We start from the raw sequence: 25,622 nt of genomic DNA, 5'->3' as shown, positions 1-25,622 counted from the left end.
GAGAGTACCGCACTTCGGCCATCTTGCCCGGGAAAGCGCGCACGCCCTCGTCACATCGGGCGGTGTGACCGCGATTCCCCGCGGATTCTCACCCGGTAGCGTCTCGCTTTCGTGGGGGCTACTCTACCGCGCCATGAACAATCAGAGCCTTTCCGCGTGGGTCGACGAGGTGGCCCGCCAGACGGAGCCCGACCGCGTGGTGTGGTGTGATGGCTCCGAGGAAGAGTATCGCGGCCTCGTGCAGGCCATGCTTCGGGACGGCACGCTGCACGAGCTCGATCAGGCCGCGTACCCCGGGTGTTACCTGCACCGGAGCCATCCGTCCGATGTGGCGCGCACCGAGCATCTGACCTTCATCTGCTCGGATCGGGCCGAGGATGCTGGGCCGACGAACAACTGGATGTCGCCCGCGGACGCGCGCGAGAAGGTCGGCCCGCTCTTCAACGGTTCGATGCGCGGACGGACGATGTACGTGGTCCCGTACCTGATGGGCCCGGTCGGCTCGCCCGCTTCGAAGGTCGGCGTCGAGATCACGGACAGCGCTTATGTCGCGGCCAGCATGCGGATCATGACGCGCATGGGGAAGGTCGCGCTCGATCACCTCGGCGCGTCGAGTGACTTCTGCCGGGGCCTTCACTCGCTCGGCGACCTCGACCCGAACCGCCGCTTCATCGCGCATTTCCCGAAGGAGCGCCTCATCTGGAGCGTGGGCTCGGGCTACGGCGGCAACGCGCTGCTCGGCAAGAAGTGCTTCGCGCTGCGCATCGCGAGCACCATGGCGCGCGACGAGGGCTGGCTCGCGGAGCACATGCTCATCATGGGGCTCGAGGATCCTTCGGGGAACGTCACGTACATCTGCGCTGCATTCCCGAGCGCCTGCGGCAAGACGAACCTGGCGATGCTCGTGCCGCCCGCGAGCCAGCAGGGCTGGAAGGTGTGGACTGTCGGCGACGACATCGCGTGGCTGCGCGTCGGCCCGGATGGTCGGCTTTGGGCGGTGAACCCCGAGGCAGGCTTTTTCGGCGTCGCCCCGGGCACGAGCCGGAAGACGAATCCGAATGCGCTCGCCACGGTCCAGCGCAACACGATCTTTACGAACGTGGCGATGACGCGGGATCGGCAGCCGTGGTGGGAGGGCATGGACGGCCAGGTGCCGGCCGAGCTCACGGACTGGCAGGGCAGGTCCTGGACGCCCACGAGCAAGGAGCCCGCGGCGCACCCGAACAGCCGCTTCTGCGCGCCGGCGAAGCAGTGTCCGTGCGTGTCGTCGTTGATGGAGGCGCCGGAGGGCGTGCCGATCAGCGCGTTCGTGTTCGGCGGCCGCAGGGCCAAGCTCGCGCCGCTCGTGTACGAGGCGCGCGACTGGGCGCACGGCGTGTATCTCGGCGCGTCGATGGCCTCGGAGACCACGGCGGCGGCCACGGGCAAGGTGGGCGTCGTGCGCCGTGACCCGATGGCGATGCGCCCGTTCTGTGGATACAACATGGGCGACTACTTCGGGCACTGGCTCGAGATGGGGCGCGGGCGCCCGGCCTTCCCGAAGGTCTTCCACGTGAACTGGTTCCGCACGAACGACGCGGGCAAGATCCTCTGGCCCGGCTTCGGCGAGAACCTGCGTGTGCTGCGCTGGATCAACGAGCGCGTGCACGGCCGCGCAAAGGGCCGCGAGACGGCGCTCGGCATCTTCCCGAACGAGGGCGAGATCGACACGAGCGGGCTCGATCTCCCGGCGTCCGCGATGAGCGATCTCTTCTCGATCGATCGCGAGGCGTGGCTCGCGGACCTCACCGATCAGGAGGCGTTCTTCGGATCGTTCGGCGACAAGATGCCCGAGGGGATCTGGCGCGAGCACCGCACGCTCCGATCGCACCTCCAGACCTGAAGCGATCGCTTCGCGACGCTTCTCCCGCGGCCCCGGCGACATCGTCGGGGCCGCGTCGTTTCCATCGTGCGCATCGACGTTCCCGCCACCTTTCGCGCCGCGTCGTCACGCTGCGCCGTGACTCCGACGCGCTGCGCTGCGCGTGAAAACGCTGCGCTCCATCTTGACCGCACCTTGTTTTATCGCTACCTGCACCTTCAAAATCTTTTGAAAGTTCATTCCACCATGTCCGAGCGTGAAACCCCGAGACAGGACGATGGCCACGAGGCCGAGCTCATCGCAGCCGAGGCGATCGGCGACGTGATCGAGCACTGGGGGTTTCGGCGTGTCCTCGGGCGTGTGTGGACGATCTTGTTCATCGCGGCGGAGCCCTTGCCCGCGGCCGTCATCGGCGAGCGGCTGAGCCTGTCGGCCGGGGCGGTGAGCATGTCGCTCACCGAGCTTCAGCGCTGGGGCGTGGTCCGCCGCGTCTTCAAGCCGGGCGAGCGCAAGGAGTACTTCGAGGCCGAGACGGACTTCTGGAAGATGATCTCGAAGGTCTTCGACGAGCGCGAGCGGCTGCTCGCCGAGTCGGTGCGGGCGCGGCTCGAACGCGCGGTCACGATGCTCGAGGCTCGCCCGCGCCTGCCGGGCGCCGAGCAACGCGCGGATCGGGTGCGCCGGCTGCTCTCCTTCGTCATCGTCGCGGAGACCGCGCTCGACGGCTTCATCCGATCGCGCCGCGTGGATTTCTCGCCTTTCGGCGACCTCATCCGTTTTCCGCTTCGCGTGGCGACACGCAAGCGCAGGGCCTAGCCATCTCGAGACCCTTCGGTCCGGGGACGACGCGGAAACGCCGTGCCCCGGCGGGAGAACCCATGTCGATCGCAACGTATCCCATCCAGCGCGTCCCGCATCACGACGTCGTCGGAACCCTCGAGCGTGGCTGCCAGGAGCACGGCCTCGATCCGCTCGCGGGCAAGCTCGCGGAGCTCCGCCTCTTCCTCGCGAAGGACCTCGACGAGGTCGATCGCGCCATCGCGGCCGTGGGGCTCGGGGCGGAGGACGCCGGAGGTGATCCAAAGCCCCGAACGTCGAACAAGCTCGGGGCGGAGGACGCCGGAGGCGATCCGAAGCCCCGATCGTCGAACAGCCTCGGGGCGGAGGACGCCGGAACGTCGAACAGCCTCGAGGCGCAGACGCCGGCCCAGGCGAGCGCGCGGCACCTGCTCGCGCAAGACGGCAAGCGCCTGCGGCCCATCGTCGTCGCGCTCGCGGCGCATGTGGGCAAGGGCTTCAACGACGCGGCGCGCGCCTATGCCGTGGCCGTCGAGCTCGTGCACAACGCGACGCTCCTGCACGACGACGTGGTCGACGTCGGCGCGCGCAGGCGTGGCGCGGACGCGGCGCGCGTCATCTACGGCAACGCCGCGAGCATCTTCGGCGGCGACTGGCTGCTCGTGGAGGCGCTCTGCCGTATTCAGCGCGCGGGCAGCCCCGAGGTCCTCGCGCGCATGCTCGACGTCATCAAGGAGATGGTGATCGCCGAGTCGATGCAGCTCGCGCGCCGCGGCAAGCTCGACACGAGCGCCAGCGACTATTTCCACATCGTCGACGGCAAGACGGCCTCGCTCTTCCGGTGGGCGATGTTCGCGGGCGGGCGTGCCGGCGGCGTGAGCGACGAGGGCTGCGAGGCGCTCGTCGATTACGGCAAGAAGCTCGGCGTCGCGTTCCAGCTCGTCGACGACGTGCTCGATGTCGCGGGAGATCCCGAGGCCACGGGCAAGACGCTGCTCGCGGATCTCGGCGAGGGGAAGATGACGTACCCCTTGCTCTGCGCGCTCGAACGGTGCCCGGAGCTCGTGCCGCTGCTCGAAGCGGTGTGCGCGGGTGAGGAGGTCGGGCCCGAGGTGGGCGGTCGCGTGGCCTCGCAGCTCCGCTCGTCGGGCGTGGTCGACGAGTGCCTCGCGCTCGCGCGAAAGCTCTGCGAGGAGGCCATCGCGGGGCTCTCGTCGATCCCGGATGGAGTCGCCAAGAGTGCGCTCGTGACCGTCGCGCGCGCGACGCCCGAGCGCAGGAGGTAAGCGCCATGATCGTGTCCTTGAAGAGCGGCGCCGACGCGGCGAACGTGCTCAGGGAGCTCACGGGGCGGGGGCTCTGGGTCTCGCGCGTGGAGCGCAGCACGTCGGGCAACGCCGTGCATTACGTGATCGCGCCGCACTCGCAGCCGGCGGATCCCGAGGAGCTCGCGCGCATCGACGGCGTCGCCGAGGTGACGACGCCGAAGCCCGCGCACCCGTTGGTCTCGGCACAAGGCCCCGTCGTCGACGTGGGCGGCTTGCCGGTGGGTACGGACAAACCGGTCTTCATGTGCGGCCCGTGCAGCCTCGAATCCGAGGCGCAGGTGCACGAGACGGCCTCCGTGCTCTCGTCGCTCGGCGTGTCGTTCATCCGCGGCGGCGCGTTCAAGCCGCGGACGAGCCCCTACGCGTTCCAGGGCCACGGCGACGTCGCGCTCGAATGGGTGCGGCGCGCGGCCGACGCGGCGGGGATGCGGGTCGTGACCGAGGCGCTCGGCGAGGGGCACGTCTCCGCGGTCGCGGCGTACGCGGATCTCGTGCAGGTCGGCTCGCGCAACATGCAGAATTTTTCGTTGCTGAAGGCGATCGGCAAGACGGAGAAGCCGGTGCTCCTGAAGCGCGGCATGTCCGCGACGATCGAGGAGTGGCTGCTCGCGGGCGAGTATCTGCTCTCGCATGGATCCAAGGGCGTGATCTTCTGCGAGCGTGGGATCCGCGGGTTCGACGATTCGACGCGGAACCTGCTCGACATCGGGGCCGTCGCGCTCCTTCGGTACGTGCATAGGCTGCCGGTCGTGGTGGATCCTTCGCACGGCCTCGGCCGGCGGGATCTCGTCGCGCCGCTCGGACGCGCGGCGCTCTCGGCGGGCGCGGCGGGCCTCATGATCGAGACGCACCCGGATCCGTCGACGGCCCTCTCGGATGGTCCGCAGGCGGTGCCGCTCGGCGAGCTCGGCGCGCTGCTCGGTCGGCTCGTCTCGGCGGAGGGGGCCCGATGAAGCGCGCGATCACGAGCCGCCTCAGCAAGTTCTACGAGCGATCGCCCGAGGCGCGCCTCGTCGTGCTGCGCGAGATGGGCGCCGTCGACGACGTCTCGTTCGCGCACCTCGCGCGGGGCGGGTTCCTCGACGTGACGGTGGCCGATCACATGAGCGAGAACGTGATCGCAACGCACGCGTTGCCGCTTGGTGTGGGCCTGAACTTCGTGATCAACGGCCGCGATGTCCTCGTGCCCATGGCCGTCGAGGAGCCGAGCGTCGTGGCCGCGGCGTCGAACGCGGCGCGTATGGTGCGCGCCTCGGGTGGGTTCTCGGGCGAGGCGGATCCGCCGATCATGACGGCCCAGATCCAGCTCGACGACGTGCCCGATCCGACCGCGGCCTGCGCGCGGATCCTCGAAGCGCGCGCGCGGCTCTCTGCGCTCGGCGACGCGTCGATCCCGCGTATGGTGGCCCGCGGCGGCGGCGTGCGTGATCTCGACGTGCGGGTGCTCGACGAGGCGCTCGGCGTGATCGTGCTGCACGTGCACGTCGACGTGGGCGACTGCATGGGCGCGAACACGGTCGACACGGTGGCCGAGGCGATGGCGCCCGCCGTGCACGCGATCACGGGCGGGACGATGGGGCTCCGGATCCTCACGAACCTGCCGCTGCGGCGCCTCGTGCGGGTGCGCGCGGAGGTGAGCGACGAGGACGTGGGCGGATCGGAGCTCGCGAGCGGCATCGCGCGCGCCAGCCGCTTCGCCGAGCTCGATGTCTTCCGCGCCGTCACCCACAACAAGGGCTTCATGAACGGCCTCGATGCGGCCGCGATCGCGCTCGGGCAGGATTTCCGGGCGATCGAGGCGGGGGCGCACGCGTTCGCCGCGCACCGCGGGTCGTACCGGCCGCTCAGCACGTGGAAGCGCAAGCCCGGCGGGCTCGTCGGCGAGGCGGAGCTGCCGCTCGCGGTGGGCACGGCCGGCGGCCTGTCGAGCGCGCATCCCGGCGTGCGCGCGGCGCTCGACATGCTGGGCGCGGCGACGGCGGGCGATCTCGCCATCGCGCTCGCGTCGGTCGGGCTTGCGTCGAACCTCGCGGCGCTGCGCGCGCTCGCGGGGGAGGGCATCCAGCGAGGTCACATGCGCCTGCACGAGCGGAAGAACAGCGTGCAGGCCACCGATCCGCCGCCCGCGCCGAGCGGGCCTCGAAGCGAGGTGGGATGATGAGCCAAGAGACGACGAAGGCTCCGCGCGCAGGCAGCGGCGAGATGTTCGACGCGATCGCGGCGCGTTATGACCTCTTGAACCGGATCCTCTCGCTCGGAATGGATCAAGGCTGGCGGCGCCGCGCCGTCGAGGCGCTCGCGCTCCGCTCGGGCGCGCGCGTGCTCGATCTCGCCACGGGGACCGCGGACCTCGCGATGACCATCGCGAAGGCGCACCCCGACGCTGCGGTGATCGGCCTGGATCCGTCGAGCGGCATGCTCGCCGAGGGCGCGCACAAGCTCGCGGCGGCGGGCCTCGAAGGCCGCGTCACGCTGCGCATCGGTGACGCGCAGGCTTTGCCGTTCGAGGACGCGAGCGTCGACGGCGTGGCCATCGCGTTCGGCATCCGCAACGTGCCCGACAGGGCAAAGGCCCTTCGCGAGATGGCGCGCGTCACACGGCCGGGGGGACGTGTCGTCCTGCTGGAGCTCTCCGAGCCTCGCGCCGGCGTGATGGGCCTGCTCGCGCGTACGTACGTGCACGAGATCGTCCCGCGCATCGGCGCGGCGCTCTCCGGGGCGAAGGAGTACCGCTACTTGCAGCGTTCGATCGAGGCGTTTCCGTCGCCCGATGTCTTCTCGCGGATGATGGAGGAAGCGGGGCTCTCCGTACTCGAGGCTTCGCCGCTCACGTTTGGGGTCGCGCACCTCTTCGTGGGCACGCCGCTCGGGGAAGGGACGCGTCGGGAGGAGGTATAGGTGTCTTCGGGCCTCGGGGCAGACCTCCTCGCGCGCCTTTCACGGGCGACGAGGAGAGGTGCGGGATCGGCGGGGGAGCTCGTGGCCGTCGTGGCCCCAGCGCCGGTCGTGCCTGCGGCCCGGCTCGTCGACGCGTGCACGTCCGCCGCGCCGATCGTGTTGTTTCAGGCCCCTCCACGCGAGGGCGAGGAGCCGATCGGCGTCGTGGGGTTTGGGGAGGTCGCGCGGGTCGAAGGGAGCGGACCCGAGCGTCTCGCGCAGATCACGAGCGCGGCGCGGAGGATCTTCGCGACGTTGCGCGAGGAGCGCGATGCGGACGCAGGCGGCGCGCCGGGGCCGCGGTTCGTCGGGGGTTTGTCCTTCCGGACCGAGGCGCGTCACGTGCCGCCGTGGACCGCGTTCGCGGATGCGAGTTTTTCCCTTGCGCGGTGGATGTACGTGACCCGCCCTGGTGAGGCTTGGCTTTGGCTTCTGGTGCGTGACGGAGATCTCGCGCCGGAGCGTTCTGCGATCGAGGCCGAGCTCGCGTCGATCGAAGCCGTTTTCGTGATCGCAGCGCAGCCTGCGCAGGACGCGCTGCCGCGTGGGGCAGGGGAGGGCGCGCGGATCGAAGGAACGAGCCGCGAGGCGTTCTGTTCTCTCGTGCGCGAGGCGCTCGACGCCATCCGTGCGGGCGAGATCGACAAGGTCGTTCCCGTCGCCGCGACGCGTGTTCGTCCGGTTCGTCCGCTCGATGCGCGTGTTGCCCTTTCGCGTCTCGCGGAGGCGTACGCCGAGACCACGCGGTTCGCCGTGCAGCGCGGGGAGCACGTCTTCCTCGGCGCCTCGCCCGAGCGGCTCATCTCGCGCCGCGGTCGCGTCGTCCGCACGGACGGGCTCGCGGGCACGGTGCGGCGTGGCGTCGACGACGCGTCCCTCGTGCAGGCGCTCCTCGCGAACCCCAAGGAGCGACGCGAGCATGCCCTCGTGGTGGAAGCGATCGCGGCCGTGCTCGGCCCTCGTTGCGACACGCTCGACGTCCCCGACGCCCCGTCGATCCGCAGCCTCCCCAACGTCCACCACCTGTGGACCCCGATCCGCGGCGCCCTGCGCGACGACACGCACGTGCTCGCGCTCGTCGAGGCCTTGCACCCGACGCCCGCCGTCTCGGGCACGCCGCGGGAGCAGGCGACCGCGTGGATCGCCACGCACGAGCCCGACGCGCGCGGCTGGTACACGGGCGCCGTCGGATGGTTCGACGCCGCCGGGGACGGCGATTTTTCGGTCGCCATCCGCGCCGGGCTCGTCTCGCCCGACGAGGCCTGGCTCTACGCGGGCGCCGGGATCGTCGAGGGCTCGGATCCGCCGGCCGAGTACGCCGAGACCCGCGCCAAGCAAGCTCCGATGCTCGCGGCCCTGGGAATCCAATGAGCACGAACGAGCACCTCGCCTGGGCCGAGACCTTCATGGCCGCGCTCGCCGCCGCCGGCGTGCGTGACGTCGTCGTTTGTCCGGGCTCCCGCTCCACGCCGCTCGCGCTCGCCGCCGACGTCACGGCGGGCCTGCGGATCCACACGGCGGTCGACGAGCGGGCCGCGGCCTTTTTCGCGCTCGGTCAGGCCCGCGTGACCCGCCTCCCGAGCGCCGTGCTTTGCACCTCGGGCACGGCCGGCGCGCACTTCACCCCCGCCGTGATCGAGGCCTCGCAGAGCCACGTCCCGCTCCTCCTCGTCACAGCCGATCGGCCCTGGGAGGCCGTCGACGTCGCCGCGTCGCAGACCATCGATCAGACGAAGCTCTTCGGCGCGCACGTGCGCTTCTTCGTGGAGCTCGGCCTGCCCGATCCCGGCGCGCCGCGTGAAGCCCCGGCCCGCGTCGCGCTCCACGCCGCGGCACGCACCCTCGGCCCCGATCCGGGCCCCGTGCACGTGAACGCGCGCTTCCGCAAGCCGCTCGAGCCGTCCCAGCCGTGGCCCGATGCCGATCGATCCACGCGCCTCACCGACGTCCTCCGCCGCGGCACGACCCGCGTCTTCGCGCCCCGGACCGCCGCCCCGCCCGAGGCCCTCGACGCCCTCGCCGAGCTCGCCTCCCACACGGAACGAGGCCTCATCGTCTGCGGCCCCGCGCCCGTCGATCGCCCCGAAGCCCCGCTGCGCGAAGCTGCCGTCGCCCTCGCCCGTGCCACCGGCTTTCCCCTCCTCGCGGAGACCACGAGCCAGGCCCGCTTCGGCTCCTCCGCGCCGGACGTCGTCGCCTGCGCCGCCTTCGACACCCTGCTGCGGGATCCCGCCTTTGCCGCGCGCCACGCCCCCGACCTCCTCATCGAGCTCGGCGCGCCCGCCACGTCCCAGGGATACGTCGAGTACCTCGCGAAGCACCCGACGGCCGCGCGGTTCGTCATCGCGCCCCACGGCTGGAACGATCCCGCCCAGGACGCGACCGCCCTCGTCCTCGCCGATCCCGCCGAGACCGCGCGCGCCCTCGCCGCGCGCCTCGGCCCCGCGCGTCGGCCCTCGCCGAGCCTGTGGGCCGAGAGCTTCCGCCGCGCCGACGCCCTCGCGTGGTCCCTCGCCGAGGCCCACGCCTCCGCGGCCCACCTCACCGAGGCCGCCGTCGCTCGCCTCGTCATCGCCGGTTGCCCTGCGGGCGCGCTCTTCTCCGTCGGCAACAGCTTGCCCGTCCGCGACGTCGACCTCTGGGCCCCGCCTCGTCCGAGCCCCCTCGGCGTCCTCCACCAGCGCGGCGCCAGCGGCATCGACGGCCTCGTCGCCTCCGCCGCCGGCGCGGCCACCGTCGCCGGCAGGCCTGTCGTCCTCCTCCTCGGCGACACCAGCGTCCTGCACGACCTCACGAGCCTCGCGCTCGCGCGCCGTGCCCCCGTCCCCCTCGTCGTCGTCGTCGTCCAGAACCAGGGCGGCCGCATCTTCGAGCGCCTCCCCATCGCCCGCGCCGTCGACGTCGAGCGCTTCGATAAGTACTTCACGATGCACGAGCCCGTTGATCTCGCGCCGGCCGCGGCGGCCTTCGGCGTTCGGTTCGCCCGGACGGACACGGAGTCGGCCTTCGTCCGCGCGTTCGCCGAGGCCCTGAAGACGCCCGGCGCGACGCTGATCGAGGCGGTGGTCCCGCCGGACGACGGCCGCACGCGTGTCACCTGCTTCCGGAGCGAGCTCGCCGCCACGCTCGCCCGCGAGGACCTCTCATGAGCCCCGACAAGACCGCGACCCTCGGGTCCTTGCCTTCCGCCGCCTCCGCGCCCCCGGTCCGCCCCGGCTCGGTCCGCGCCTGGGTGCTCGCTTGCCGGCCCGCCACCTTGACCGCCGCCGTCGTCCCCGTCGCCGTCGGCAGCGCCGTCGCCCACGCAAGCGGCTCGTTCCGTGTCCTGCCCGCCCTCGCGGCCCTGCTCGGCTCGATCCTCATCCAGATCGCCACGAACTTCGCGAACGACGTCTTCGACCACGAGAAGGGCGCCGACACCGAGGAGCGCCTCGGCCCGACCCGCGCCACCGCCACCGGCCTGCTCACGCCGCGCGAGGTTCGCATGGGCCTCGCCGTCACGATCGCGCTGGCCCTGCTCCCCGGCCTCTACCTCGCGTCCGTGGGCGGATGGCCCATCGTCGCCATCGGCATCACCTCGATCCTCGCCGGCATCGCCTACACCGGCGGACCGTACCCGCTCGGCTACCACGGGCTCGGCGACGTCTTCGTCTTCCTGTTCTTTGGCCTCGTGGCCGTCTGCGGCACGGCCTTCGTCCAGGTCGGCGGCGTCCCGCCCCTCTCCGTTATCGCGGCCGTCCCCGTGGGCGCCCTCGCCACCGCGATCCTCGTCGTCAACAACGTCCGCGACCGCGAGACCGACGTGAAGGCCGGCAAGCGTACGCTCGCCGTGCGCTTCGGCCGCCGCGCCGGCATCCTCGAATACGCCGCGCTCCTCGCCGCCTCCTACGCCGCGCCCGTCGTCTGCGTCGCTTCCCTCGGCCGCTCGCCCTGGGCGCTCTTGCCGCTCGCCTCCTTGCCCCTCGCCCTCGGCCTGCTCCGCGCCCTCGCGACCCGGGAAGGCCGCCCGCTGAACGCCGTCCTCGCGCGGACGGCCATGTTGCTCTTGCTCTTCGGCATCCTGTTCAGCGTCGGGCTCGTGGTCGGGGGCGCGTAGGTGCGGATCCAGGGCGGCGCCGCGCAACCGTCCTACGGGCCGAACCGCCAGTTCGTGCGCCTCGGCCTCCGCGACGAGCACAAGCGCCTCGGGATCGGCGAAGCCTCTCCCTTGCCCCCGTTTGCCGCGGACGTCGCCTCGGCCCTCGCCGTCCTCCTCGGCGAAGCCCTCCCGAACCTCGCCACGACCCGGGACGACCTCTCGCCGCGCGAAGCCGTCGCCGCCGCGCTGGTGCCCGTCGAGCGCGCCCTCGCCCCGTACCCCGCGGCGCGTTTTGCCGCGGAGACCGCCCTCTTCGACGTCGTGGGCCTGCGCCGCGGCCTCTCCGTCGCGGCCTGCCTCGCCGGGGCCGATCGTCTGGCGACCGTGCCCACGAACGCCCTGCTCGACGCCTCGGCGCCCGACCTCGTCGAGCGCGCCCGCGGCTTCGCCGAAGCCGGCCTCCACGCCGTGAAGGTCAAGCTTCGCGCCCGGGACGAGGCAGGCTTCGCGCGGGAGCTCGCCGCGCTCCGGGCCTTACGGAAAACCCTCCCGCCGCCGTTCGAGCTCCGGCTCGACCCGAACGGCGCGTGGACGATCCCCGAGGCCCAGGAAAAACTCGTCCGCCTGGCGGAGGTCGCGCCTCGGTACGTCGAGCAACCCGTCCCCGCCGCGCTCTTGCCCGACCTCGGCCCCGCGGCCGTCCCCTGGGCCGCCGACGAGTCCCTGCTCCTCCCGGGTATGGCCGAGCGCCTCGCGCGCGCCGCGGGGTGCGCCGCGTTTATCCTGAAGCCTGCGGCCCTCGGGGGCCTCGATCGGGCGCTCGCCGTCGCGGCGATCGGCGCGGAGGCGGGCCTCGACCTCGTCGTCACGCACTTCGCTGACGGTCCCGTGGGCCTCGCCGCGGCCGCCGAGCTCGCGCGTGCCTTGCCCAAGCCGCCGCTCGCGTGTGGGCTAGAACCCCACGCGGGCCTGTCGACGTATCCGGCGATGGCGATCCCGCAGCGCGGGCGGTCGGGGACGGTCCGGGAGGCGGCGCTCCCGGGCCTCGGCTTCTCGGAGGAGGCCCGAAACCGATGGATCACGACGGACTGAGCATCTTGGACGCGATCCGCGAGCCCGGGATCGCGACACAACCGGCGCTCATCGAGGACGGCCGCGTGATCTCGTTCGGCGAGTTGGCGACGTACGTCGAATGCGCCGCGTCATCCCTCGTGGCCCAAGGACTCGGCCCTGGATGCCGCGCCGCGTTGCGAACGACGTGCGACATCGGCACGGTCGTCACGATCCTCGCCCTGATCGAGCTCGGCGTCGCCCTCGTCCCGATCCACCCGCGGCTGACCGATGCCGAGGTGCGCGTTATCACCGAAGATGCGCGTCCGGATCTTCAGATTTCGCCTTTCATCCAAAGCGATAACCTTCCGAAATCTGGATCATTTCCGCGCACAACTACCGAACCGTCCACGCCCCTCGCGATCCTCTTCACCTCGGGCACGACGGGCCGTCCGAAGGGTGCCGTCCTCTCCCGCGGAGCCTTCGCCGCCAGCGCCGCGGCCAGCGCCAAGAACCTCGGCTGGACCCCCGACGACCGCTGGCTCGCCTGCATGCCCCTCGCCCACGTCGGGGGCCTCTCCATCGTGACGCGGTGCGTCGCTGCCCGTAGGCCCATCGTCCTAGAACCCCGCTTCGACCCCGACGCCGTCCTCCGCGCCATCCGCCGCGAGCGCGTCACCTTGCTCTCGGTCGTCCCCACCATGCTCCGCGCCCTCTTCGACGCCGACCGGGACGGCACCCTCGCCACGCTCCGCCTCGTCCTCGTCGGCGGCGCCGGCGCGCCCCCCGCGCTCCTCGAAGAGGCCGCCGCCCGCCGTGTCCTCGCTCTCACGACCTACGGCCTCACCGAAGCCTGTTCGCAGGTGACCTGCCAGCCCCTCCGAGCCGCGGGGACCACCGAGCCAGGATCCGGAAAAGCGCTCCCTGGTGTGTACATCCGCACCCTCCGTGACACCGGCACTCTCACGGATCCCGGCGAAGTCGGCCGCATCCAGGTACGCGGACCCATGCTCATGAGCGGTTACCTCGCCGGACCCGACGAGCCCCTGCGTACTTCGCTCACCGAGGACGGATTTTTCGACACCGGCGACCTCGGCGCCCTCGACGAACACGGCCGCCTCTTCGTCCACGCCCGCCGCACGGACCTCGTCGTCACCGGCGGCGAGAACGTCTACCCGGCCGAGGTCGAGCAGGCCCTCGAAGCGCTCCCCGGCGTCACGCGCGCCGTGGTCTTCGGCGTCCCCGACGAGCGCTGGGGCCAGATCGTCGCCGCCGGCCTCGCCCTCGACCCGCCCGACCCGGCCCACGCCGCCGCCCTCGTCGCCGAAGCCTCCGCGCGCCTCGCCCCCCACAAGCGCCCGCGCCTCGTCGCCGCCGTCGCTTCCTTGCCGCTCACCGCCTCGGGCAAGCTCGACCGCGCCCGCGCCGTCCGTGAGCTCAGCCCGCGCCTTTCCCCTGTGCCCCGACGGCCGTGAGCGCCGCCACGGTCTCCTCCGGGAGGCGCCTCGACCGGAACGTCTCCCGATCGATGCACACGTGCACGGCCTGCCCGATCGCGAGCACGCGCCCCTCCGTCGAGCGCACCCGCGCCCCCACGTGCAGCGACCGTTCGCTCAGCGTGAGCCGCACGATCTCCACGACCACGTCGTCGCCGAACCGCATCGGCCCAAGGTAATCGGCCTCGGCGTGCCCGAGCGGCATCCCCCACTTGCCCTCCTGCAGGATGCCCGGGAGGTCGATGCCGGCGCGTCGGAGCAGGCTCAGGAACGCGTCGTGGAAGTACTCGAGCACGCGGGCGAAGTAGATGATCCCGGCGGCGTCGACGTCCTGGAAGCGCACGGGCCGAGGTTCGGCATGAAGGACCGTGGACGCGTGGACGAGATCGTCGGGGGAGAGGCGGGGTCTGTCGGACATGGCCGGGAGCGTACCGCAAGCGTGGGGAGCGGACAGCCGGCCGGAGATGGTATCGTCGCGCACGCACGAAGCAGGGGACTTCGCAAGGAGGGGCGAGGATGCACGTAGGAATCTGCGGTTACCCGGGTTCAGGCAAGACGACGGTCTTTCGGGCGCTCGCGCCCGGCGGCAAGGCGGATCGCGAGATCGCCTACGGCAACATCAAGGTGCCCGACGCGCGGGTCGACTTCCTCGCCGCGATCTTCAGCCCGAAGAAGACGACCTTCGCGGAGATCACCTTCGTCGACGTCGGCAGCGGCACGCGCTCGGGCGGCGCCTTCCCGCCCGCGGTGCTCCAGGGGATGCGCAACGCCGACGTGGTCGTGCACGTCGTGCGAGGCTTCGAAAACCCCTCGCTCACGACGCCGCCCGACCCGCCGCGCGACGAGAAGGCGTTCGACGAGGAGCTGCTCCTGCTCGACCTCGGCACGCTGGAGAAGCGCAAAGAGCGCTTCAAAAAGGAGGCGAAGAAGGGCCCCGAGGTCGAGGTGAACACGAAGATGATCGAGCACCTCGAGAAGAGCGAGCCCTTGCGCACGCTGGAGCTCTCGGAGGAGGAGCTGCGCGCGCTCGGCCCTGGGATCCAGCTCCTCTCGATGCAGCCGCTCATCACGCTCTACAACCTCTCCGAGGACGCGTGGAACGACCCGGCCCGCGCGCGCTTGCGCGAGACGAAGCACGGCAAGCAGTGGGTGAAGATGGCGCTCTGCGGCTCGATCGAGGCGGAGATCGCGGCCTTGCCGGTCGACGAGCAGAAAGATTTCCTCGAGGGACTCGGCCTCGGCGAGCCTGCGCGGAACGTGTTCGTGCGCGAGGCCTACCGCCTGCTCGACTACATCAGCTTCCTGACCGCGGGCCCCGACGAGTGTCGCGCCTGGCCGATCCGCCGCGGCACGAACGCAAAGCGCGCCGCGGGCAAGGTGCACTCCGACCTCGAACGAGGTTTTATCCGCGCGGAGATCTACAGGCCGGAGGACCTGGAGATCGCGCGCACCGAGGCCGCCTTGAAGGCCCAGGGCAAGATGCGGCTCGAAGGGAAGGACTACATCGTCAAGGACGGCGATGTCGTGCACTTCCGATCTGGTACGTGACCCTCACCCCCGACCCCTCTCCCGCAGAGAGAGGGGAGGGGGTCACGCCACCGCCACGGTCTCGGCGGGGTGGTCCTTCGACTTCGCGTTCTCGTTGACCTTGACGCTCACGATGCGCGACACGCCCGGCTCCTGCATCGTCACGCCGTAGAGCACGTCGACGGACTGCATCGTGCGCTTGATGTGCGTGATCAGGATGAACTGCGAGTGCGCCGTCATCGAGCGGATCGCCTCGTTGTAACGAGCGACGTTCGCCTCGTCGAGCGGCGCGTCGACCTCGTCGAGCACGCAGAACGGCGAGGGCTTGAACTGGAAGATGGCGAAGATGAGGCTCACCGCCGTCAGCGCCTTCTCGCCGCCGCTCATGAGCTCGATGTTGCCGAGCTTCTTGCCCGGCGGCTGCGCGAGGATCTCGATGCCCGTCTCCAGCATGTCCTCGGGGTTCGTGAGCCGAAGCTCCGCCGCGCCGCCGCGGAACATCTTGGGGAAGAGCGCCTTGAAGCGCGCGTTGATCGCGTCGAACGTCGTCTTGAAGAGCTTCTTGCACTCGCGGTTCATCTGCGCGATCGCCTTCTCCAAGTCGGAGAGCGCGCTCTCGAGATCGTCCTTCTGCTGCGCGTAGTACTTGTGCCGCTCCTCGGCCTCGGCGTACTCGCGCATCGCGTCGAGGTTCACCGGCCCCATGCGATCGAGCAGCTCGCCGAGCTCCTGGATGCGCGACCGGTGCTGCTGATCGACCGGCGCGCGCTTGTGGTAGTCGCCCACGACCGTCGGCAGATACAGCCCGCGGAACTTTTCGCGCACGCCCTCGATGAGGTGGTTCTCCTCGATGTCGAGCCGCGCGAGCGCCATCTCGTGCTGCCGGAGTTTTTCGGTGGCCTCCGTCAACTCCTGCCGGAGGCCCTTCAGATCGGCCTCCTTCGCGGCGAGCGTCTGCCGCGCCGCGTCGAGCCTGCGCCGCGCATCCTCGAGCTGTGCGTGTGCCCTCTGCGCGCGTTGCACGGCGTCGTCGAGCTTCTCCCGCGACAGCATCATCGTCGCTGCCGCCACGCCCGCGCCTTCCGCGCAGTCCGTCCGCTCCCCGTCGAGCCGCGCGATCCGCCCGCTGAGCTCGTCACACGACCGCGCCAGCCGCTCCACCGTCGACCGCGCCGCCGTCGCCCGCTCGCGCACGCGCGCCAGGCGCACCTTGCGCTCCGTCACCACCGACTGCTGCGCGATCACGCGCTCGCGCCACTCGGCCGCGAGCTCCTCGCTCGTCGCGAGCCGCCCGGAGACCTCCTCGCGCAGCCGTCGGCCCTCTTCGAGCTTTTCGCGCGCCTCTTCCTGCTCGCCGCCCGCGTTCTCCAGCGCGTCCATGATCTCTTCGAGATCCCGCTGCACCGCGCTGCGCCGCTTCTGCGACGCGGCGAGCTGCTCCTCCGCGCGCCGAAAATCCTTCTCGGCCGTCACGAGCGCGATCTCGCTCGTGTGCGCCTCGCTCCGCGCCTTGTCCACGGCCGCCGTGAGCTCGGCGATGCGCTGCCGCTCTGCCGTCTGCGCTTCGAGCAGCGCCGTCACCTGATCGCCGAGCTTGCCCACGACGTCGTGCAGCTCGCGGATCTCCCGCTTCTGCTCCAGCATCCCCGCCGCGACCGCGTCGCCCGCGCCGCCGCTCACCGTTCCATCCGGACGAACCACCGTCCCGTCGAGCGAGACGAGCGTCACCGTCGCCCCCGACGTCGCGAGCCGGATCGCCGCCTCCGCCGTGCGCACGACGACCGCGTCGCCCACGAGCGCCCGCACGAGCGGCTCGTCCTCTGCGGAGAACCGGAGCCGCTCGAACAGCGGCCCCACCACGTCCTCGCCCGACGGCAAGGCCACGGGCCCGCCCGCCACGTACCGCGGCCGCGCCGGCACGAGCGTCGCGCGCCCTTGTTTCTTCGCGGCGAGCTCGCCGAGCAGCGCCGAGGCGCGCTCCGTGTTCGTCACGACGATCGCTTGCAGCTTGTCGCCGAGCAGCGCGGCGAAGGCCGAAAGCAGCTCCGAAGGCGCCTCGATCCGGTCGGCCACGAGGCCCACGATCGACGGATCCTTCGTCTTCAAAAGGCTCTTCGGCCCGGCGCCCACGCCTTCGAGCCGCGCGTGGATCTCTTCGAGCGCGCGGAGGCGGCTTCGCTTCTGGTTGTGCTCGTTCTTCGCCTGCTCGACCTTGCGATCACTCGCGACCGCCTGCTCGCGGAGCGCCTTCGCCTCCGCTTCGAGCGCGACCCGCTGCTCGCCCGAATCCTTCTTCAACGCGGCGAGCTCGGCGACCTGCGCGGCCCCAGCCTCCCGCTTCTTTTCGAGCTCTTCCAGCTCGTAGACGAGCCGCCCGTGCTCGTCGTCGAGCTTCTCGCGGCGCACCATCATGTCCGAGAAGCGCCGCTCGTAGCCCGTCAGCGTCGCCTCGGCCGCCGCGACCTTCGCCGCCGCCTCCGCCGCCTGCTTGCGCAGCCGCGACGCCTCCTGCTCGGCTTCCTTCTCGCCTGCGCGCACCTCTTCGAGCCGCTCGTGTTCCTCGAGCGCCTCGCGGTTCTCGCGTTGCTCCTCGGCCGCCACGTTTTCGAGCTGCTTTTCGAGCTCGGCCCGCTCGACCCGCAGATCCGCGATCGTCTTCTCGAGATCCTGCTGCTCGACCGTGGCCGCGGCCCTGCGCTCTTCGAGGTGCTTGAAGCGATCCTTGGCGCGGGCGAGCTCGGCCTGGAACGTGCGCACGTCGTTGTCGGCGGAGAACGCCGCGTTTTGCGCCTTCTCGGCCTGCTCCTCGCTCTGGTGCGCGGCGAGCCTCTGCACTTCGAGCTCGGCGTCACGCGCGGCGAGCGCCGTGCGGGAGGCGAGGACCTTCTCGGCGTACTCGGCCCGCGCCCCCGTCTCGCGCTGCCGCAGCACGATGATCTCGAGGAGCTTGTGCGAGGCCTCGTGCAGCATGAGGTCCTCGAGCTCCTTGCGGTAGGCGATGTACCGCTCGGCCTTCGCGGCCTGGCGCTTGAGCGACGAGAGGCTGCGCGAGATCTCCGAGACGATGTCCCCGATGCGCAGCAGGTTCTGCCGCGTCTGGTCCATCTTCTGCTCGGCCTGCTTCTTCCGGGCCTTGTACTTCGTGATGCCCGCGGCCTCCTCGATCAGCATGCGCCGATCCTCGGCGCGGGCCGACACGATGAGGCCGATCTTGCCCTGCTCGATGATCGAGTACGCCTTCGTGCCGACGCCCGTGCCGAGGAAGAGGTCCGTGATGTCCTTCAGGCGGACCTGGGTCTTGTTGATCAGGTACTCGCTCGTCCCGTCGCGGTAGAGCTTGCGGGTGACGGCGATCTCGGCGTAGTCCTTGTATTCGAGCGGGAGCTGCTGGGCGAGCTCGGGGTCGGTGTTGTCGAACGTGAGCGTGACCTCGGCCATGCCGTGCGGCCCGCGCGACTCCGACCCGTTGAAGATGACGTCGGCCATGCTCCGGCCGCGCAGGTGCTTGGCGCTCTGCTCGCCCATGCACCAGCGGATCGCGTCGACGATGTTCGACTTGCCGCATCCGTTCGGCCCGACGATGCCCACGACATCGACGTCGAAATGAACCACCGTCCGGTCGACGAACGACTTGAAGCCGGCAATCTCGAGCTTACGAATCCGCATCCGTCGTCACCGGCGATGGGACGGTCACATGGCGTCACATAATGCCACGTACCGCCACGCATCGCGCAGCGCTAGGGTTACACCCGCCAGGGGGGCGCGGCAAGCGCGATGGTCGCCGGCCGGGTCGAACGGGGAGGGGGTCGAAAGGGCTGGCCACCGAAGACCTGGGTGGACAGAATGGCGGGCCGTCGCCTTGTCGCCTTGACAGGCGTCCAACGAAGCCGTACCTGCACGGCGAAATTTCGAGAGGTATTCGTTATGCCTACCTACGAGTACGCCTGCACGTCCTGCGCCCACGAGTGGGAAACCGAGCAGTCGATTCGTGAAGATCCCCTCAAGGAGTGCCCGAGCTGCCACGCGGAGACCGCCCGAAGGCAGATCTCCCGCGGCACGGGCTTCATCCTGAAGGGAGGCGGCTGGTACGCCGACCTCTACAGCTCGTCGAACAACAAGTCGTCGTCCAAGTCCGAGAGCAGCACAAGCTCCTCCGAGAGCAGCTCCTCGTCGACGTCGACGACGTCCTCGGACAGCACGTCGACCACGTCCTCGACACCCTCCACAGCCACGCCCTGAACCAACCGATCCGCACGCGCAGCGGGCCTCTCGTCCCGCCGCCGTGAGGGGGTTCGAGGCAAGCCGGTTTCCGGCGCGGAGCCCCCAAGCGTGTAAGGTGAGGCCGCCCCGCGTCGGTCCGAGGAATGCTAGGTTGTCGGGGTATGGACGAGAGAAAGCGGCTCGATGAGCTTCGTGCGCAGCTCGCGGAGATCGATCACCAGATGCTCCGCCAGCTCGAACGTCGGGCGCGCGTCGCCCAGGACATCATCAAGCTGCGCAGCGGGACTGCTCGTTTTGCGCCCATCGCAGACGGGCAACACTTGCTCGCTCTCGAACGAGCCGCCGAGCCGCCCCTCCCAGCGAGCGCCGTCCGCCCGACCTTCGCCGCGATCGACGCCGCCTGCCGCGTGTTCGACGTGGCGCCGCGCGTCGTGTTCCTCGGCTCGGAAGGCGGCTTCGGCTGGATGGCCGCGCGGGAACAATTCGGCCCGAGCGCCGAGCTCGTCCGCGGCGAGACCGTCCTCGGCGCCCTCGACGAGGTCGTCCGCGAGCGCGCCGAGTTCGCCGTCGTGCCCTACGAGTCGCTCGAAGACGGCCCGATCTTCCCGACCATCCAGGGCATCGCCGCCGCCGATCTGAAGCTCGTCGGCGAGCACGAGCTCTCGCAGGTCCTGGTCCTCGCGAACGTCACGGGGAACCCGAGCGACGTCGAGAAGATCCTCGTCACGCCGCAAGATCACGGGGCCACGGTCCGGTACCTGGAGTCGAACCACCCGCGAACGGCCGTCGTCGACGTGCGCTCGCCGTTCGTCGCGATCGAGGCCGCCACGGAGAACCACGGCAGCGCCGCGATCGTGCCGCGCGGAGCGCTCGGCCCGGACACGCCCGTGCGCGTCGCGCGCGAGAACATCGGCGATCAAGGTGAGGTGCGCATGCGGTACGGCGTGGTCTCGCGCCTGCCGGCGCCGCGCTCGGGCTCCGACGCGACAGCGCTGCTCTTCGGCGTGCACGACAAGCCCGGCGCGCTGCACGAGATCCTCCAGCATTTCAAGGAGCGGAGCTGCAACCTGCGCCGCATCCAGTCGCGTCCCGTGCCGGGCGAAGGCTGGGAGTACGTGTTTTACGTCGAGGTCTTCGGCCACGTGACCGACCGGAACCTCGTCGCCGCCCTCGAGGGGATCAAGCGAGAGGCGAAGATGCTCAAGATCGTGGGCTCGTTCCCGCTCGAGCGGCCCACGCACGTCACGCCCGAGGCGGAGGCTCGTCGTCGAACGTCATGACCCTTGCGGCAGTTCGCGCCCACGCGGCGCGTTTCTTGGCTTTGGCCCTCTCCACGACGCTCCTCCCTCTCGGCCCCACCGGCTGCCGAGGCGGAGAGCAAAACGTCGTCCTCGTCGGCGGCCGGCAGGTCGATCCCGCGGTGATCGATCGGGATCCCGTCGCGCTCCTGCCATCTTCCCCCGTGATGCTCGGCTACCTCGACGCCGCAGCGATGTTCCAGTCGAGCCTCGGCCCCGACGTCGGCTCGATCATCACGGCGGTCCTGCCGCTCGGCCCCGAGTCGAACTTCGTGCCGTCGCGAGACGTGACGCGGGTCTACGGCGGGATCTACGCGATGCAAGGCGCCGATTTCTGCGCCGTGATCCAGGGCAACTTCGACGTGGCCTCGATCCACCGCGCCGCCGAGGCGCGCACGAAGGTGAGTTCCGGCCTGCCCCTCGTGCGCTCGCGTTACGCGGACATGGACCTGTACACGGCGGGGAACGTGGGCTTCGTGCTGCTCACGCCGCACACAGCGCTGACAGGCAACGAGACGGGCATGCGTCGCGCGCTCGATCGGCTGCGGACCTCGGAGATCAAGCGCGCCGTGCCGCCATGGATGATCGACCTTCTGAACACGCCGAACGCAGCCCTCGCGCTCGCAGGCGACATCAGCGGGCAGGGGACGGTCGAAGCCGCAACGCAGAAGATGCCGTTCCTGACAGGCCTGCAGAAGGTGCGGGCGCTCGGCAATTTCCAGCCGCCAGGCATGAATTTCGCCGGGTCGCTGACCTACGCAGACGCAGGATCAGCCGCCGCCGGGACGACCAACCTCGGAGATCTGCAGAAGCTGACAGGCTTCATGGGTCTGCTCTCCTCGCTCGGGCTGATGGGGCCCGTGCCGCAGATGCAGGTGGCGCAGCGCGAGAACGACGTCGCCTTCACGATGCCCGTCGACACGTCCTTTGCGCGGTTTTTGCTGGGGATGCTCGGCGACGTCGCGAAGAAGGCGACGACCGGGCAAGCACCGTCGAGCGGGTGGGTGTGGCCGCTGTTGACGCGGTGAGGTGAGGGCACTGGTCTCCTCATGAAGTCGCTTCGCTGGGGCTTTGCCCCAGGCCCCAGCAGGGGCTGTCCGCCCCTGCACCCGGACCAGCCAGGGGCTGGACCCAAGCTCGATGAACTGCGCTCCGCGCAGCTCATCGAACAGGCCCGGTCAAGACCAGCAGCGGCGTTGCCCACCGAGACAGCCGCGCTGCGGGTTCTGCTGGCAACCTGGGTTCTTCGTCGGCCTGTTTGAAAAACTGCGCGGAGCGCAGTTTTTCAACCCTGGGTCCAGCGCCTCGCTGGTCCGGGGTCGAGGGGGCGGACAGCCCCCCGCGGGGCCCGGGGCAGCGCCCCGGCATGGCGCTTCCAGATGAGACCCATGCTCAGCTCAGAGGGGTTGTCCACCCTGGCCTGCGGCGGCCTGTCAGTCCGAAGACGACCAGTCCGATGCTGTCGGCGGCTGTTGCTTCCGGCGCGGCTTCTCCGGGACCGCCGCGTGGATGTCGATCCGCCGCGCGTCACCCGAGAGGCGCGACGCCAAGACCTGGAAGAGCCCCATCGCCGAGAGCCCCGTCGCCGCCACGAATGCCACTGCAGCCAGGATCGTGCTTGTCGGCCCCTGCCACGTCGCAAACGCGCCGGGATGGCTGAGGTCCGCCATCGCGAGCTCCGTGCCGAGGCCGCAGAGCACTCCGAGGCCGACGTACGTGCCAGCCCCCGTCGTCTCCGACCCCATGAACCCCACGAGCGCCGCCGCGACCACGACGATGGCCACGAACGAGCCAGCCGTCGCGAGCTCGGGCAAGAGTGCAGCCAGGCGCAGCACCGTCAGGACCACGAAGGGCAACGCACACACGAACGCGCCGGCGAGCAGCCATCGCGCCCCGGCATAAGCACGGTAGCGAGCGCGGAAGAGCAGCGCCGCCGGCAAGGTCGTCGCAGCCAGCAGGCGCGTGAAGCCGAGCAGAGGCGCACTCGCAGCGATGCCCGCAGCAGGCCCCGCGCCGCCGAAGCCCACGAGGGCCACGAGCATGCCGAGCACGAGCATGGCCACGCCTCGATGGCGATAACTCACACGCGTGAGCGCAGCCGCGAGCGTGACGCCGCCGAACAAGAACGACACGAGCGCGGCACCCGTACCGCCCGGACGCACCCCCACGAGCGGCAACGCGCCGAGCCCCGCGAACCCGAGGCCCACGGCCGCGCACCAGAACCGCGCGGCCTGCCGCGAAGGCTCGATCGGCGCGAGGTCCTCCATGAGCGCCTCGGATGCGAGCAGCGGCTTGGCCGGCGTCTCCCGCGGGCGCTCCTCGCTGCGCGACGAGGACGGACCCAACGAGGGCGGGGGCGACGACGTGTTCGCCGAGGTCGCCGGGTAGGGCGTCGTCTCGGCGGGAGAAACGAGCTTGGGGGCGACCCCGCTCACCGCGACGCCGTCGGAGGAGGCTTCGACGCCCTCGGCCGCGGCCGCCGCGCCCTCCGCGACGACGGCGAGGTCCCGAGGCTTCGAGCGTGGGGCGCTCGCAGGCGCCTCGGCGGGTTCGGCTTCGGCGGCGGCCTTCGCGGCCAGGGCGGCGGCGGGGTCGCTGCGGCGCGCCGATGGCGGCGGCTCGCTGCTCGCCGTGCCGGTGGGGGCCGGCCTCGACGAAGCCGGGCTGTCCATGTTCTGCGCTGGAGAGGCCATCTGGATCGCCCGCGGTCGATCAGGTACCGCCCGGAGCATACCCCCGGAGGGCGTCGAGCGTCGTGGGGTTTTCGGCGAAGGCGAGGCGGGCGACAAGGGTGCGGGCGAATTCTCGCACACTCTGGAAGCCCTGGGGATCCGTCCGTAACGTCGATTCGTCCATGTAGAGCCGTCGAGAGATCTCGACCTGGATGGCGTGGATGCCGCTCGCTGGGGTCCCGTAGTGGCCCGTCGAGAATCCACCCCGGTAGGGGTCGTCGTGGCGCACGGTGTAGCCGCAAGAGCGCGCGTGTCGATCCACGACGTCGATCACCGCGGCGGAGGCGCTTGTCCGGCCGCGGGTGCCCGGGACGATGTCGGCCCGGGCGACCCCGGCGCTTTCGTGACCGCGGCGGGCCTGGCTCGGCATCGAGTGGGCGCAGAGGAGGATGGCGAAGCCGAAGCGGGCGCGCTTGCGGGCGAGGAGCTGTTCGAGGACGCGGTGGTAGGGGCGATACACGAGGTCGAGCCGGCGCTCGAGCTCGGCGCGGGGCAACCGCCGCGAGAGGATGGGCTCGCCGTCCGTCGTGAGGCGCCAGATGAGGCCGCGTGGCCAGGGGGCTCGGCCTCCGCCGTCGACGGCGTCGTGGTCGACGTCCTGCTCGCCGCGGTTCAGGTCGACGACGTACCGGCTCGCGCGGGCGTAGAGCAGCGTGGCGCCTTCGGCGGGCGCGTCTTCGAAGAGGGCGTCGACGTGCAGGTCGGCGTCGCGGGCGATGCTGCGCGCGGGCGCGACGGTGAACGACAGGGTCTCGGCGTCGAGGGACAGGCCTGCGTGGGGCACCTCGACGACCACGGGGGTCTCGCCCCCTTTGGGCTCGATGACCTCGAACTGGGTGCTGGGCGGCGTCGCTCCGCCGGCGGAGCGGAGCCCCCAATCGTCGTATCGGGGATCGACCACGGCGAACACTCATACCCCATAAAGCGCCCGGCCGCAGGTGAAGCGCTCGCCGGGAGCACGGAAGGGCCTCTTGCCTCGCTCGTGCGTCCGCCCCATGTGCGAAGTTTCGTCCGCGCCACCCCCCTTGCGTTTCGCGCATTTCTTCGGCGGGGCGGGGAGGAGGGGTAGGCTCGTCGCGTGGACCTGCACGCCTGGGTGGATGCGTACCTGGATCACCTGCGCGTCGAGCGCGCGCTCTCGCCGCGCACGCTGGAGGCGTATGCCCGGGACCTCGCAAAACTCTGCGCCTTGTGCGAGGCGAGCGGGATCTCTTCGCCGGGGGAGCTCGACGCGACGGTGGTCTCGACGTACCTCGTCGAGCTCGGCAGGCAGGGGCTCGGCGCGCGTTCGGCGACGCGGCACCTCTCGGCGGTGCGGGGTTTTTCCAAGTTCCTGCTGCGGGAACGGGCGATCTCGGCGAATCCGGCCGCGCTCGTCGAGCGACCTCGGACGAGCCGCAAGCTGCCGAAGGTGCTCTCCGTGGAGGAGATCGGGCGCATCTTGGAGGCGCCGGATGGCCGCTCGTTCCGGGGCCTCCGCGACCGCGCGATGCTGCACGTGATGTATGCGGCGGGGCTCCGCGTGAGTGAGGTCGTGGGCCTCAAGATTGCGGACGTCGATCGGAAGCAGGGCGTCGTGTTTGCGTTCGGCAAGGGCAGCAAGCGGCGCATCGTGCCGCTCGGGGAGCCTGCGCTCGACGCACTCGATGCGTATCTGGCCGTTCGAAAGGATCACCCGCGCGCTGCGATGACGCCTGCGCTCTTCCTGTCGCCTCGGGGCAAACCGCTCACGCGGCAGGGGGTGTGGAAACTGCTCGGCGCTTATGCGCGTGGGGTTGGCGTCACCAAGCCGAGCTCGCCGCACAAACTCCGCCACTCGTTCGCGACACACCTGCTCGAAGGAGGCGCGGATCTCCGCAGCGTGCAGGCCTTGCTCGGGCACGCGGACATCACGACGACGGAGATCTACACGCACCTCACGGACGATCATGTCCGCACCGTGTACCGGCGCTCGCACCCTCGCTCGTAAATGCCCCTCTGCATCGCCCGCATCGTGGCCGATGCACCCGAGGTCCAGGGCTTGCCCTGGTCCCGGGTCCTGAGCATGGGTCTCATCTGGGGAGCGCCGCGCCGGGGCGCTGCCCCGGACCCCGCGAGGGGCTGTCCGCCCCCTCGACCCCGGACCAGCGAGGCGCTGGACCCAGGCTCGATGAACTGCGCGATGCGCAGATCATCGAACAGGCCCCGGTCAAGACCAGGGAGGACCCTGCCTACCCAAGGCCGCAGCGCGGACAGGTCGGCGGCCAACGCCTCGTCGCATGACGTCGTGGCGTGACGTCGTGGCCTCACGTTCCAA

At 70.8% G+C, this 25,622-nt stretch carries 20 protein-coding genes and 1 pseudogene; 16 read left to right on the top strand and 5 right to left on the bottom strand.

Translation table 11 applies throughout. The features are described from left to right. Nucleotides 1-133 precede the first annotated feature (133 nt). The 11 genes from E8A74_RS20950 to E8A74_RS20900 all read left to right on the top strand — a co-directional run bounded on the left by E8A74_RS20950 (nt 134) and on the right by E8A74_RS20900 (nt 13,527). Nucleotides 134-1,882, top strand: a complete 1,749-nt coding sequence (locus E8A74_RS20950) for a phosphoenolpyruvate carboxykinase (GTP) (RefSeq protein WP_136930815.1) — start codon at nt 134-136, stop codon at nt 1,880-1,882. 225 nt (nt 1,883-2,107) lie between these two features. Further along, nucleotides 2,108-2,677 carry a GbsR/MarR family transcriptional regulator gene (locus E8A74_RS20945; RefSeq protein ID WP_136930814.1) on the top strand — a complete coding sequence of 190 codons (570 nt, stop codon included), beginning with the start codon at nt 2,108-2,110 and terminating at the stop codon, nt 2,675-2,677. A gap of 62 nt (nt 2,678-2,739) precedes the next feature. Continuing rightward, entirely contained in the window at nt 2,740-3,945 is a 1,206-nt protein-coding gene (locus E8A74_RS20940; RefSeq protein ID WP_136930813.1) for a polyprenyl synthetase family protein, read from the top strand. 5 nt (nt 3,946-3,950) lie between these two features. After that, entirely contained in the window at nt 3,951-4,940 is a 990-nt protein-coding gene (gene aroF, locus E8A74_RS20935; protein ID WP_136930812.1) for a 3-deoxy-7-phosphoheptulonate synthase, read from the top strand. Further along, a complete protein-coding gene (locus E8A74_RS20930; RefSeq protein WP_136930811.1) occupies nt 4,937-6,145 on the top strand; it encodes a hydroxymethylglutaryl-CoA reductase, degradative in 1,209 nt (402 codons plus the stop codon). The genes aroF and E8A74_RS20930 overlap by 4 nt, the downstream gene beginning before the upstream one ends. Beyond that, complete coding sequence (gene ubiE, locus E8A74_RS20925) at nt 6,142-6,885, top strand: bifunctional demethylmenaquinone methyltransferase/2-methoxy-6-polyprenyl-1,4-benzoquinol methylase UbiE (protein ID WP_211365412.1); 744 nt, start codon at nt 6,142-6,144, stop codon at nt 6,883-6,885. The genes E8A74_RS20930 and ubiE overlap by 4 nt, the downstream gene beginning before the upstream one ends. Beyond that, complete coding sequence (locus tag E8A74_RS20920; RefSeq protein ID WP_136930810.1) at nt 6,886-8,295, top strand: isochorismate synthase; 1,410 nt, start codon at nt 6,886-6,888, stop codon at nt 8,293-8,295. It begins immediately after the preceding gene. Then, nucleotides 8,292-10,073, top strand: a complete 1,782-nt coding sequence (gene menD, locus E8A74_RS20915; protein ID WP_136930809.1) for a 2-succinyl-5-enolpyruvyl-6-hydroxy-3-cyclohexene-1-carboxylic-acid synthase — start codon at nt 8,292-8,294, stop codon at nt 10,071-10,073. Before E8A74_RS20920 ends, menD begins: the two co-directional genes overlap by 4 nt. Further along, complete coding sequence (locus E8A74_RS20910; protein WP_136930808.1) at nt 10,070-11,020, top strand: 1,4-dihydroxy-2-naphthoate polyprenyltransferase; 951 nt, start codon at nt 10,070-10,072, stop codon at nt 11,018-11,020. Before menD ends, E8A74_RS20910 begins: the two co-directional genes overlap by 4 nt. After that, nucleotides 11,021-12,094, top strand: coding sequence for a mandelate racemase/muconate lactonizing enzyme family protein (locus tag E8A74_RS20905; RefSeq protein WP_136930807.1), 1,074 nt, complete (start codon nt 11,021-11,023; stop codon nt 12,092-12,094). Then, nucleotides 12,076-13,527, top strand: a complete 1,452-nt coding sequence (locus E8A74_RS20900) for a class I adenylate-forming enzyme family protein (protein ID WP_136930806.1) — start codon at nt 12,076-12,078, stop codon at nt 13,525-13,527. Before E8A74_RS20905 ends, E8A74_RS20900 begins: the two co-directional genes overlap by 19 nt. Here E8A74_RS20900 and E8A74_RS20895 read toward each other — a convergent pair. Next, nucleotides 13,490-13,966: an acyl-CoA thioesterase gene (locus E8A74_RS20895; RefSeq protein WP_136930805.1), complete on the bottom strand. Its 477-nt coding sequence runs from the start codon at nt 13,964-13,966 to the stop codon at nt 13,490-13,492. The genes E8A74_RS20900 and E8A74_RS20895 overlap by 38 nt on opposite strands. A 98-nt stretch (nt 13,967-14,064) precedes the next feature. Here E8A74_RS20895 and E8A74_RS20890 point away from each other — a divergent pair, with 98 nt between their 5' ends. Then, nucleotides 14,065-15,096 carry a DUF933 domain-containing protein gene (locus E8A74_RS20890; protein ID WP_136930804.1) on the top strand — a complete coding sequence of 344 codons (1,032 nt, stop codon included), beginning with the start codon at nt 14,065-14,067 and terminating at the stop codon, nt 15,094-15,096. A gap of 42 nt (nt 15,097-15,138) precedes the next feature. On the opposite strand, the gene smc is transcribed toward E8A74_RS20890, so the two are convergent. After that, a complete protein-coding gene (smc, locus tag E8A74_RS20885; protein WP_136930803.1) occupies nt 15,139-18,741 on the bottom strand; it encodes a chromosome segregation protein SMC in 3,603 nt (1,200 codons plus the stop codon). 108 nt (nt 18,742-18,849) lie between these two features. On the opposite strand from smc, the pseudogene E8A74_RS56035 reads away from it, so the two are divergent. Beyond that, nucleotides 18,850-19,146: pseudogene (locus E8A74_RS56035) on the top strand (FmdB family zinc ribbon protein); the annotation flags it as partial. 26 nt (nt 19,147-19,172) lie between these two features. On the opposite strand, the gene E8A74_RS55545 reads toward E8A74_RS56035, so the two are convergent. Continuing rightward, on the bottom strand, nt 19,173-19,307 hold the full coding sequence (locus E8A74_RS55545; protein WP_269749883.1) for a hypothetical protein: 135 nt from the start codon (nt 19,305-19,307) through the stop codon (nt 19,173-19,175). Nucleotides 19,308-19,457: 150 nt separating this feature from the next. Between E8A74_RS55545 and E8A74_RS20875 the strand changes: the two genes are divergently transcribed. Both E8A74_RS20875 and E8A74_RS20870 read left to right on the top strand, forming a co-directional pair. Beyond that, nucleotides 19,458-20,576, top strand: coding sequence for a bifunctional chorismate mutase/prephenate dehydratase (locus E8A74_RS20875; protein ID WP_136930801.1), 1,119 nt, complete (start codon nt 19,458-19,460; stop codon nt 20,574-20,576). Then, the gene (locus tag E8A74_RS20870) at nt 20,573-21,622 is read left to right on the top strand and encodes a hypothetical protein (protein WP_136930800.1); all 1,050 of its coding nucleotides are present in this window, start codon (nt 20,573-20,575) and stop codon (nt 21,620-21,622) included. The genes E8A74_RS20875 and E8A74_RS20870 overlap by 4 nt, the downstream gene beginning before the upstream one ends. Before the next feature lie 405 nt (nt 21,623-22,027). On the opposite strand, the gene E8A74_RS20865 is transcribed toward E8A74_RS20870, so the two are convergent. Both E8A74_RS20865 and E8A74_RS20860 read right to left on the bottom strand, forming a co-directional pair. Continuing rightward, a complete protein-coding gene (locus E8A74_RS20865) occupies nt 22,028-23,266 on the bottom strand; it encodes a hypothetical protein (protein ID WP_136930799.1) in 1,239 nt (412 codons plus the stop codon). A 40-nt stretch (nt 23,267-23,306) separates the two neighbouring features. Beyond that, nucleotides 23,307-24,227, bottom strand: coding sequence for an N-formylglutamate amidohydrolase (locus tag E8A74_RS20860; protein ID WP_232379684.1), 921 nt, complete (start codon nt 24,225-24,227; stop codon nt 23,307-23,309). Nucleotides 24,228-24,404: 177 nt separating this feature from the next. Here E8A74_RS20860 and xerD point away from each other — a divergent pair, with 177 nt between their 5' ends. Further along, the gene (gene xerD / locus E8A74_RS20855; protein ID WP_136930798.1) at nt 24,405-25,295 is read left to right on the top strand and encodes a site-specific tyrosine recombinase XerD; all 891 of its coding nucleotides are present in this window, start codon (nt 24,405-24,407) and stop codon (nt 25,293-25,295) included. Nucleotides 25,296-25,622: the final 327 nt, after the last annotated feature.

This window comes from Polyangium fumosum (genome assembly GCF_005144585.1).
GTDB classification, from domain to species: Bacteria; Myxococcota_A; Polyangia; order Polyangiales; family Polyangiaceae; genus Polyangium; species Polyangium fumosum.
This window is presented reverse-complemented; position numbering and strand designations above follow the sequence as displayed.